At 40.4% G+C, this 12285-nt stretch carries 7 protein-coding genes and 1 pseudogene; all 8 read right to left on the reverse strand.

Features of this window, described 5'->3' with window-relative positions:
• Positions 1–412 precede the first annotated feature (412 nt).
• Entirely contained in the window at positions 413–3391 is a 2979-nt protein-coding gene (locus ACLTOQ_RS14240) for a TOTE conflict system archaeo-eukaryotic primase domain-containing protein (protein WP_262585774.1), read from the reverse strand.
• 5 nt (positions 3392–3396) lie between these two features.
• Positions 3397–4128, reverse strand: coding sequence for a metallophosphoesterase (locus ACLTOQ_RS14245; RefSeq protein ID WP_262585773.1), 732 nt, complete (start codon positions 4126–4128; stop codon positions 3397–3399).
• 44 nt (positions 4129–4172) lie between these two features.
• Positions 4173–4925 (reverse strand): hypothetical protein, encoded by a 753-nt coding sequence (locus ACLTOQ_RS14250; RefSeq protein WP_262585772.1) that lies wholly within the window; start codon positions 4923–4925, stop codon positions 4173–4175.
• Entirely contained in the window at positions 4926–5876 is a 951-nt protein-coding gene (locus ACLTOQ_RS14255; RefSeq protein WP_262585771.1) for a winged helix DNA-binding protein, read from the reverse strand.
• Positions 5877–6701: 825 nt separating this feature from the next.
• Positions 6702–6902, reverse strand: a pseudogene (locus ACLTOQ_RS14260) (site-specific integrase); the annotation flags it as partial.
• A 12-nt stretch (positions 6903–6914) separates the two neighbouring features.
• Entirely contained in the window at positions 6915–8309 is a 1395-nt protein-coding gene (locus tag ACLTOQ_RS14265; RefSeq protein ID WP_412319742.1) for an ATP-binding protein, read from the reverse strand.
• A 170-nt stretch (positions 8310–8479) separates the two neighbouring features.
• On the reverse strand, positions 8480–8674 hold the full coding sequence (locus tag ACLTOQ_RS14270; protein ID WP_288837292.1) for a hypothetical protein: 195 nt from the start codon (positions 8672–8674) through the stop codon (positions 8480–8482).
• A gap of 562 nt (positions 8675–9236) precedes the next feature.
• Complete coding sequence (locus ACLTOQ_RS14275) at positions 9237–12185, reverse strand: response regulator (RefSeq protein ID WP_412319743.1); 2949 nt, start codon at positions 12183–12185, stop codon at positions 9237–9239.
• Between the last annotated feature and the right edge of the window lie 100 nt (positions 12186–12285).

Consider the following 12285-nt stretch of genomic DNA (forward strand, 5'->3'; position numbering starts at 1 on the left):
CGCATAATAAAGAGCTATTCATATCTCCCCATTTGCGTAGGTTCTGGACTTACGTAAGCTTTGTTATGTCATAAATTTCCATTTTTCCGATTTACAAAAGCTAACTGTCAAATCCATCTTTTAAATCAATTCGTTTTGCTCATCTCTCTACTTATTGTAAAACATTGCCCCTGGGACAAGCCAATACATTTTCAAAAAAAATTACATGAAAATTTCAAAAGATTTAATGCATATTAAAATTTTAAACAATTTTTCTGTTGTTAATTTGGATTTCTGCTTGATATACCACCTTGCTATGAATTTATCTACGGGTTTTCCGTTTTTATTTTTGATGATATATTTTACTATTTTATTTACCACACCTGCTAGCTGATACCCAAAGTATATTTTTATCTTTCTTTTGCGTCCATACTTACCATTCTTGCAATTCTACTTCAGAACCAAATGTCATCTCAAGAAGTTCTGCTGCAATATCTTTACTGCATACCCGCATCAAATTGTCCTCGGCATCTTCCTTTGACAGCAGATTCACACTTCCATACCAGACAATCTCATTATCGATTACGGCATAATGCTCACAAGTCTCTTCTACAAGCCTGATTTCAAAACCGGCTTTTCGAAGTCTCTCCATAAGCTCCATCCGGACATCATCTTTGCCATATTTATAGGCATCCGGATGCCATGTAACAATTGTTACCTCAACTCCCAACTCCCGCCGCTTTCCAAGCATGTTTATAATGCGATCCACTTTTTGATTATTTAACCTCGGACTTGATACAACGACCGCGGAATTAGCCTCCTCAAGATCCTTCCAATAAGTTTCTGCATAGTTTTCAATATCATAGATTGCATTTGCCTTCTGCTTTTCGCCGTCCATATTAACGCAAAGTTCATATCCGATCTTTTTATATGCCTTCAGCCTTGCTGAATACATTTTATCGAACTTTGGAATATGACTGTCCACATAATCATAGACGATGACATTTTCTTTACCATCATAATCCCTGTTAAGTCGCCCGACATACTGCTCCACAACATTTTCTCCTGAAACGGGAGTCGCCATGAACAGAGTATCAAGTCGCGGAAAATCGAAGCCCTCTCCAAGTAAAGAGCCCGTTCCCACAAGAATAAGACTGTCCGAATCATCAACTTTATTCAGTTCTTCCACCTGAGCCCTGCGCGCTTTCGTTCCATTTGCCCCCGTTAGCAAGATCAATCGGTCAGCATATGTCTTAAGCCTTTCAGACAGCTTCTTGGCATGATCAACATATTTCGTCAGTACTACCGGAGTTCTTCCAGCTTGCACACAGTCCGCCACATCCCTGATAATCTGTTCGTCACGAACATCATTATTCCTTATCAGTTCATAGGCATCATTACCATATGGTGTTTTTGACAAATGATGCGGCTTTACTGTCCGGGTAAATCGGGGATATACCAGATGATTAATATTCTGCTCCTCGGCTCTGTCTTTTGCTGTAAACCTATACCTGATAGGGCCGAGCAGAAATTCGTTTATCTTTTCCTTACCATCACCACGTTTCGGTGTTGCCGTCACGCCATACACATACTTTGCATTTATCTCCTGCAGCACTTCTATCGCGCTATCCGATGCTGCGTGATGGCATTCGTCAAAATATACTTGAGCATATTCTTTCAGCTTCGGATGAAATCCATCTTTTTTCTTAAGAGAACGTATCATGGCCACATCCACTATTCCGGTCAGTGTATCATGCGCTCCTTGAAGATTTCCAATCAATGATTTTCTTTTTCGTGTACGCCCGGTCTTTGTCTGATATTCAGGTAGTTCTTCATCAATATCCAAAAACTCCTCCAGACGCTTAATCCACTGGTTCATCAGATCTGCCCTGTCTACAAGTATTAAGGTACTTATGCCTCTTCTTGCGATCATATCACAGCAGACTACAGTCTTACCAAACGCTGTTGCGGCGTGCAGTATCCCGGTTTCATTTTCAAGCATAGTTTCCACAGCCGGAATCTGTGATTCACGCAATTCTCCCCTAAACGAAATATTGAGTTCCTGCCCTTTGGTTCTCTTGTCTTCAATCTTATAACTGATCCCCGCATTATCAAACTTCTTTAGAATTTCTTCCCGAAGTCCGCGAGGCAATACAATATATTTTCCTTCGTCACTTCCAAGGTAAATGAATCTGGATTCATCGTAATTTGGCATATCCATAGCCTGATTCTGGAAATACTGCTTGTTTGAAAATGTTGCCATACGGCGAAGCTGTCTTTTTGTCTTATTGGACATTCCTGTTGAGTCTATGTAAATGCGGTCAGCCAGCACGATACGCACCACGCCCTTAACACTGCCTGCTTCAATCTCAGAATTCTTATCCCATGGCGCATCAGTACCGTTGTCTTCGCTGGTGGATCCCGTACTGTACCATAAAGAAAGATAGTCCTCTATCCCCTGTCTGGTCAGTCGCCTTGTCCCGGCAAGAACATTTAACTGATCTTCATATGCGTTCCAATTTTCATCAATAAAAGCACTGTTTCCGGACTTCAAGGCCATTCCTTGTAAAGGAAGTGCAATAACATTTCCAAGTCCGCCCTCAGGGAGCGCATCCTGCGTCGGTATCATGCGATCATAGTATTTGAAGGACTTAAGATTGACGGATTCAGCTCCTTTCTCTAGCAACGCAAAGCCAAATCTTCTCGCCAATCTGGCAGGAACCATTTCCTTGAAGAATATCCAAAGATGCGCACCGCGTCCCGACCTTGACCGTTCCACCGCAGCGTCCACATCCAGATTCTTACAAATGTGCCGCAAAGCATTTATTTCTTCTTTCCAGCCATCATCAATATTCGCATAATCTTCCTGCTCCGCTCCCTTTGCATGGTTATCAAAATCAAATACAAGTAACTGACAAAGGTTATTTTCAAGCATCGGATATATCGCCACGACATCATTGCCATTTGGATCTGTCCCATTCATATGCGCCTTTATCAAAGGCAGAGTAACCGGCTTGTATGCCCTTAATTCGCAATCCTTACAACGAACTCCATCCTTTTTCTGTATATGGCAGCCACGATCCCAGCGGTTAAAGCACTGCGTATAATACCCGTTCTTCCCCGTTTTGGGATTCGTATAACGAAGATCATACACATCCTTCCTTCCGCGGCAGAACATCATAAAGAAGTCACTTGCAATCTTATCCGTAACATCAAATTTCTTAATACGAGCACCCTGATCAGGATCATACAATTCCACAACTCCTTCAGCGTCGCCTGACACAATATCCGCATACGAAACACCGGCTTCTTCCAAACGCTCTTTCAGAAGTCGGTTTTCATCCTCCAATGCCTGTATCCTGGATTGTAATGATTTGATTGTATCTGAATATTGTTGCGTAGGTTCCTTCATCCTTATCACACTCCCAGTTTCCCCATAACCTCTATCTTCTCGTATTTTCCGGTTTCCGAATCAATAACCATCATCGCAGACTCTCCAATCTGTCTTCCGTCTCTATAGGTAGAGAACACATCTGTCGATATGATGCCGTCTTTTTCAAATATCCTCTCCACCGGAGTATGCCCTACCACCTGTTTGTATATATCTGCTCTGAATATCTCTCTGGTCTCATACTGTGGTCTGAACCATAAGGGTGATTCATCATTCCAGAGATAATTATGTGGAGCATCGTTTACCGCTGCAATAACTTCCTCTATATCAGCATCCAGCAGATCCTTGTTAAGCCATCTTAGGAAATCAGCTGTAAGCCCTCCATGTGAGAAAAGCACATTGTCAATCCGATGCATTATGTTTATCTGTACCGGACTCTTAAGGCGGTTCTCAAGTTCTTCAAGCTTTGACATTACCGTCCTCTCGGCATAGGGAGAATATCCGGTCTCAAGTCTTCCCCACGAGTAGCTGACATCATGATTACCGTAACACCAGAGAGTATCCGGATAGTCCTCAGCAAATGCGATTGCCCGATCAAATGTTTCTTTATATCGTTCTATCTGAAATTCCATATTCCAGTCATCCGGCATATCCATCAGGCACACAGCCCGATCCGCCTTACCGTCTCTTAAGATTTTCTCTGTCCTGTCGAATATCCATGGTTTTAGATGAATATCAGGAATCACAAGTACTCGCATAACTCCATCTCCTAAAATTGATATACAAACTTGTAACAATTTTCTTACAAGTAAATCTCCTTCAACAACTCCACGCCCCTATCTCTGTCAAAAGGCATTCCCATCTGCAAAAGTCGTACCTCCGATTCATCTACTGCACTGATTTCCTCGACATATCTATGTATACTCTCTGTCACCAGCCCTTCTGATTCAACTTTTGTTCCCGCTGTAACAATCTGCAACAATCGGAATACATCGTACTTATGTTTCTTTAAATCCTTTTCATTAACATGCTCGCCGGCTCTTTTTCTGTCCAAAAGGTTAATCCACGCATACATTTTGAACGGAATCAGATGCTCTGCTCCCAGAACACCAATACCATCAACCACTCTGCGTCCGGACATCATAAATTTATAGAAGTCATCGTTCAGAAGAATCGCTGATAAACTGGAAGTATCATCATCAATATGAATCGGAATGATTCCCTCTTCTATTTCAAGATGATATCCCGGCTTTCTTGAAAACAACTCAATCATAGTAGGATAACCGAATTTTCCTTCTGTGAAGCGGTAAAGGTGCATATTCTGTTCATTCTTCCATCCGCACTTATAGCCGCCTTCTTTTATGTATTCCCAGAATACGCTCGCAAATTCCGGGAAGTTATCCTCCATAATCAGGATCATATCAATATCTTTTGTCGCTCGAAATGGCAAGTCTGCCTCTGAGAGTAGAATATCGCAGGCAGTTCCGCCGATAATAGTGTAATAATCCGTATAATCTTTAAATTTTTCTCTAAAAGAGTCTATCCCTGGTACCATTTATAATTCCTCCAACAGTTCCTCAATACTCATTTCTATTCTTTCGTCTTCGTTACCTTTGAATGTACATGCCAGTGAAACAGGATCAACACGCCCTTCTCTTGCAAAATAAGAAGGATTGTATTTCCATAATTGTATCTTCAAGCAGTCGTCTGGGTCTTCAGATCTGGCATCCACAATTTCCAACTGGTCAACAACTTCCTCGCCCTTGTAGATTGCACGTTCCTCTATTCTTGGTGGATTCAATTCTGACTCCTGACTAAGTGCAGTTTCTCCTGCGCTAAATGATTCAAAGGTTGCTTCATATCGCATAATTGTAATCACTTTCTGGACCGGATTAATCAAATATCCTTTTGCATTTTCATAATACTCTTTCCGTGAGTAATTTCTCTTAATAGCAATCTCTGTTCCTGATTTCATCTGCTGGATGAGTCCCATTTCCTCTAATTGCGCTGTTGCTCTTGTAATGGACGTTTTGGTAAGATTCAGCTTGTTCGCAACTTCACTTTTTAACACAGATTCCTCATCACTCATATATAACAATTCAAGGAACACCATCTGTGTTGCCGGCATCATCTTATCCGCTTTGACAAGCTGCTTGCGATACACATCCTGCAATACAATTCCCATAAATGGTAAGAATACATTTCCCGGCAAATTCACAAACGGAACTCCGCTTTTTACCAGAGCATTTCTCATGGATACGTTGTTTAACGCTACTTCATATGCTACAGGGCACTGCAATGCTTCCTCATACTTTGCTTTCTGCTTTTTCATTGCAGCAACACTTAGCTCCGTTTCCTTCATAACATCTATTATGGCAAAGTTAACACCATATATTTCAACTATCATAATATCACGCATAGTCATAAAGATCGGCAATGGTAATTTATTCTTGTATTCTGCTATTTTTACTTTGCAGCCAAAATACTTCTCTAATTGCTTTTTCATATGGCATCTCCTTGTAACACATTTTTATATATAATAACATAATTTATGTTACTTTTCAATTTTTTTGTTATTTCATTGTAATCAGCTTGGTTTCTATGCATGTTTAGGTAAGGTATACGATTATTATTAATAGTACAACCACATAGTATGTATTGCCGTCAAACATCAAATTGATTCCCTTATTTTTATCAATTTTTGATGCAATTACCGGAACTAATAATTATTCTAATAACAATTCGGAACATTTTGATAACATTTCGGTGCATCGTAATGTTCATACTCCTCAACTTCCATCTCGCGACTGCACATGCAACAGTTCCATATAAACAAACCGACATTCAAACCGACATTTTATGCAAACGAAAAGAAGTCCCCGAAGGAACTCCTTTCACCACAAATCATATTCATTTTTATCGAGGGCAGTCCGGTTAATAAATCAGTGAAATATCAAAATAGGGGTACAATGGGGGTACAAATACCATTCTCATTCCCCAAGGGTCTTGATTTCAAGCCATTTCAGGCAAAAGTACGAGTTCTGCCGTGGCAAATAAATAATACTTTTATCTTACCCATTTTATCTCCTCATATCTTCTCAAAGCCTTGTAAATACTGGCTTTCCAGCCTTTATACACTTTTTTCTAAAACGGCTTTTTTTCTCATAAATTCATGCATTTTCTCATGTTTTTTCGGGCATTTTGGTTATAAATGGGTTATTTTTCTTATCCGGAAAGCCTTACGAAATAAGGCTTTCATGAGTTATTTGTGCATATTTTGGGGTTACAAACCGGTTTTTATCCAGTTCTTTCTTCGCTTCTTTCAACCTGGTTCTCTCTTCTGACTGTCATTGACCAGTATCATACCAAGTTCAAATCCGAATGGATTCTTAAGAATCAGATCATCATCTACAGCCATCTGAAATGCCGGTCTTAACACGCCTCTGATCGAATGAATTGAACTGTATCCTCGTCCATCTCTTTGAAGCTTAATCAGAAATACCTTCGCATCAGACAGCTTAACGTCATCCATCTAGTTGTATTTCTAATCATCAATTATTTCCCAGTGTCCATTGGAACCACGACCAACAAATCGGACAATACCTATATCTTTGATGTGACGTTTTACAGTCTTGGAACTTATTCCTAACGTCATTGCCATTTTTTCTGTACTGATTTTATTATCCTTTTTTATCATATTCAATATTTGAATTTCCAACGGATTGCTTTCTTTTTTCTGAGGGACATTCCGAGGGACATTCCGAGGGACATCCTGAGGGACATTGTAATTCAAATTTGGCATCACAACTGTAAACTGGTACCGATCTGATCTAAAAGACGGCTTTTTACTTTCGTCATAGTTGATCTGAAATTCATAGCCGCCGATGATTTTTCCAAATCCACTACCTTTACGTTCCATATATCCCAGCCGATTAAATATATCTGCCAAAACCGGGTTTCTTCTCGTTGACGGAACTGTAAGTGGATCTCTGTCCTGAATAATGGAACCGTCCGGCATGCCTCCTGGCGAATAAATTTCCATACGATCATCGTAAATATCAATATGCACTTCACTACCATTCACCAGATAATCTCTATGAGCCAATGCATTAACCAACGCTTCATGATAACTACGTTCTACATATTCCGGCATTTCTTCTCTGGAATTAGCAGTCTTTCTCCACATTAATTTCGCATTTCTCTTAATAAAAGCTTCTCCATTATCAATTAATGACAATACACTTCCAGAATATTCCGCATCGTCAAATGCATCTATTGTACCACCGCTTTTATTTAATCCATTCCACCGGGTACAAAATAATCTTGACCATCGAATAGGGCTTTCATCTGCAACCAAGGCTCCGGCATTTGTCAAATATCCTTGCTCATTTGCCAACCCAAATGATATAAGATCTTTCTCATCAAAACTATTTCCTGTCCATTTTTTATATCTTTCCCGGAGTTTGGAAAAAGCAAAATCTTCCACCTTATACGTAGAAATCTGTGAATCATAAGATGTATTTCTACCGCGCAATACCAGTCTTTTCAATTCCGTTGATGTTGCTTTCACACTCTCGTTTCCAACACGAACATATGCTTCCAGCACACCATCACCCGAATAATAGTACGGTGTCTCTTCACCTTTGAAGATATCCAGTATAATTAATACTTTTCCATCTTCGACCTGTTCAAATCGAAGACGAAATTCTGGAACTGGATCCATCCTTGTCTTAATGATTTCACTTATTTTCTCAGCATCGCTATTCGGATTCTCAAGTCCTACAATTTCATCATTATCGGCTATTCCAAAGATTAATGTTCCACCAAATGTATTTGCAAAAGCACTTACGCTCTTACACCAACTCTTTGGTTTCTTCGCTTCCAAAGATAGCTTTTTGTCATATTCAGTTGCTTCACCGATTAATTGTTTTATATCCAAGCTTTTCACCAACTTTCTATTAAATTAGACATATTCCCAACTCTTTTCATTATATAAGTCCAACTACATCTTTTGAAAATACTCCTCCGCAATCTTATCCAACTGAGCTGCAATTAATTTAAACTCTTTATTCAAATCCAATGTTTTTACACTAATCTTATTTCCACTCATTACATAACTGCAATCTGGTGTGATTGCTTCCTCTGTTTTTGCATATAACAACATTCCAGATTCTCGGCAGATATATTCCAGTGCTCTTGGAAAGACTGGATTGCCTCCCACTTATACTTTTCATCTTTCCAATGATTTGGAAAATATTCTTTATAAGCAGCAATAACCGCTACTAATTTTTCTTGATCAAACATTTGCATCCTCCATCTAATATATTCCGTCTATAAAGATATAAAAATTATAATCTATCAACATTTTCTTTTCAATTCGATTTATTCACAGAAAAAAGCCATAAGATTTCTCTTTCCAAAATCTTACAGCTTTTCTACCATATTGCGTCCCCAATATCATCTATATTTATATGTAATATCTGCACAAAATACCGTGGGTTATTTTCGGGGTATTTTCTGACCGCCTATGCCCTCCGGTCCGTGATTTTACTGGCTTTTTTGCGAAGCTTTCAAAGAGTGCCGTGGCAAATAAAGAAAGCTTTTATCATTGTTGCATAACCTCGCATTTTTTAGTTTTTCTTGGTATTTCGGGCTTTGTAAGCCTTTGTAAATTTTTGCTTTCTGACATAACCTGAGTATTCCGGGCGATTCTGATTCTTCCGCAATTATCCGTATCGTTTTGCCTTCACATACATTACTTTTGCCGCTAAAAGTACTTTGCTGCATCTTCCATACATAGTACGTTTTACCATTTTTAATTTACCATTTGTTCCTTCAACAAAACCATTTGAAAGTTCACAGGCATCTAATCCAGATTCTTCTGCAGAATGCTAATCAATTCCTCAATAACGATTGGCTTGGATAAGAATCCGTCCATACCGCATTCCAGTGCTTTCTTTTTATCCTCATCAAAAGCATTGGCAGTCATGGCAAGAATTGTAATACCCGCCAGTGCCGGATTATCCAGAGCACGGATCTGCTTCGTGGCCTCATATCCATTCATTACAGGCATCTGCACATCCATCAGCACCAGATCATAATTACCTGGCTTTGAATTCTTAACTTTTTCCACTGCCTCTGCTCCATTTTCGGCAGTGTCAACCAGGAAGCCATATTCATTGAGGATCTCCGCTGCAATTTCACTGTTCAGTTCATTGTCTTCCACAAGCAGTATGTATCTGCCTCTGAAATCCGAACCTGCTGTCGGAAGGATTGCAGTCTCTGCCTCTGCCTGTTTCTGGCCGATCGCAGTCATCAAGGTATCTCTGATATCTGACATGAACATTGGTTTTGCACAGAATGCAGTCACTCCGGCTGCTCTGGCTTCCACTTCGATATCTGACCAGTCATAAGCTGTCAGAATTATGATCGGCGTATCATCTCCAAGGCTGCGGATCTGACGGGTAACTTCAATGCCATTCATATCCGGCAAACGCCAGTCGATGATATAAGCATGGAATGCATCTCCCATTTCCATAGACTGCCGTGCACGGAGAACAGCTTCTTTTCCGGAAAGTGTCCATTCCGAACGCATTCCAACCTTCACAAGCATTTTTGTCACGCTGTCACAGGTATTAAAATCGTCGTCTACAACTAATGCTTTAAGTCCTTCCAGTTCTGCGATCTTCTCTATCCGTTGGTGCTTAGACTGAATCCGAAATGGCAGACGAACAATAAATTCGGTGCCTTTTCCCTGTTCTGTCAAAACCTCAATGGTACCGCCCATCATATTCACAATATTCTTGGTAATGGCCATGCCAAGTCCTGTACCCTGGATCCTGCTGACCGTGGAAGTACGTTCCCTCTCAAAGGGCGAAAAGATCTTCTGTACAAATTCCTGGCTCATGCCGATTCCGTTATCCTTTACCCGGATCTCATACAATTCACTGCCCTTTACTGTCCCCGGGTACTGTCTGATCCGGACAGAAACGGTTCCTCCTGCCGGTGTAAACTTCACTGCATTGGACAAAAGATTCAGCAGCACCTGGTTCAGCCGCGTCTTATCACAATAGACATCCTCATTCGTAATATCCATGGCGTCCATATAAAGTTCCAGCTGCTTCGCATGTATTTGTCCACTGATGATCGTCTTCAGGTCATGAAGTACATCCGACAGACTGACCTCTGTTTCTTCCAGATGGATCTTTCCGCTCTCAATCCGGCTCATATCCAGTATGTCATTGATCAATGAGAGCAGATGGTTGCTGGAGGAAAGGATCTTGCCCAGATAATCCCGAACTCTTTTCTTGTCATCAATATTACTTACAGCCAGTGTCGTAAAACCGATAATCGCATTCATTGGTGTCCGGATATCGTGAGACATATTGGAAAGGAACGAACTCTTTGCCTTGTTTGCTGTCTCCGCAGCACGTACAGCCTCAGAAAGTGCCTGGTTCATTTTCCGGTCAGAGGTCCGGTCTGACATAACCAGGATATATTTCTTTTTCCCGTTTACCTCACTGCCCATTGCAATATTATGGAACCAGCGTTTTTCCCCTGTCTTCAGATGAACATATTCAAAATCCCATTCTCTCTGTTCCTGAACCTGAATTTCCTCCAGATAATTTTTCTCCGGATCTTCCTGTTTCTCTGAATGCAGTTTTCCCAGAATACAAATATCCTTATGAATCTGTTCTACCGTAATCCCCAACAGCTTTTCCACATTTGGACTGACGTAATCTGCCTGATATGTTTTTGCATCCAGCATCAGAAAGACATCATCCACGTTCATGGAAAGCTTTTGAAACAGCTCATCCCGATACAGAATCTCCGTATCCTTTCTTCTGAGATTTGTCCTGTTTTTTTGAATAATAAGACTGATAAAAAGTGCAGCTATACAAAACACGATCGCACTAACAAAGATTATCGTACTACGCTGCAGACGGTTCATGCTGGCATTGACGATATCCGCCTGGACAAGTCCCAGAAACATCCAGTCCTGAATATCTGATTTTTCATAGACCAGATAGTAGTTCCTTCCATCCATATTTAGCAGCATCGCATCGGTACGTCCTGCTTTAAACTTCTCCAAAAGCGCATTGATCTCTTTTTCAGACATATCAGAATGCTCTCTTAGAATTCCGAAAAAATTATACACGTTCCCCCATGCCTCAGAAGAATGATCCACCACAACACGACCATCCGGATGAATCATAAAGCTCTGGGCATTTCCATCGAAAGCAGAAATATCCAGTACATCTACAATATCAGAGTTTTCGTAAGCAATAGCAATCGCATCATATTCAAATCCCTGATAAATTCCATGAGCCTTAGGCGTGGCAAAAATAAGCAGCTGAGATTTTCCGGGAACTGCTGCATTCGCTATCACATCATTTCCCTGCCGGATTTCCTCTTCCATATTTTCCTGTAATCCAAGGTACCCTGTTTCCCCTGTCGCCATCTTGTAGTCCCCGTCAGCTGACAGAAAAAAGAACTCTAAAAATCCTGTATCCTCCTGTGCTTTCTTTATATAGTCACAAATTTCATCTTCGCTCAAAATATCCTGCAGATTCTCTCCCCATATATGAAGATATGTCAGGTTCTTATCTGTCAGTTCTCTCATCATGTTATCAGACTGATGAAAAACCTCCGTCAAATGAGAAACACTTTCCTCATAAACAGTTTTCGACACAAATCTAAAATATCGGAAAACACCCAAAACAATTCCCACCAAAACAGCGATACAGACAACTGCCATGAATTGTTTTCTCCTGACAGGCTTCTTTCTATCCGTATTATGATTTTCAATATCCATTCTTTCCGCTCATTTCTGCGCACGCTTTTTGCGCATGTCGAGTTTGTGTCAGTGCGCGCACACACAAATCTCACGATTGAAAAACTTTATCTTTCAATCT

The sequence above is a fragment of the Gallintestinimicrobium sp. genome (assembly GCF_046968865.1).
Taxonomy (GTDB): Bacteria; Bacillota; Clostridia; order Lachnospirales; family Lachnospiraceae; genus Gallintestinimicrobium; species Gallintestinimicrobium propionicum.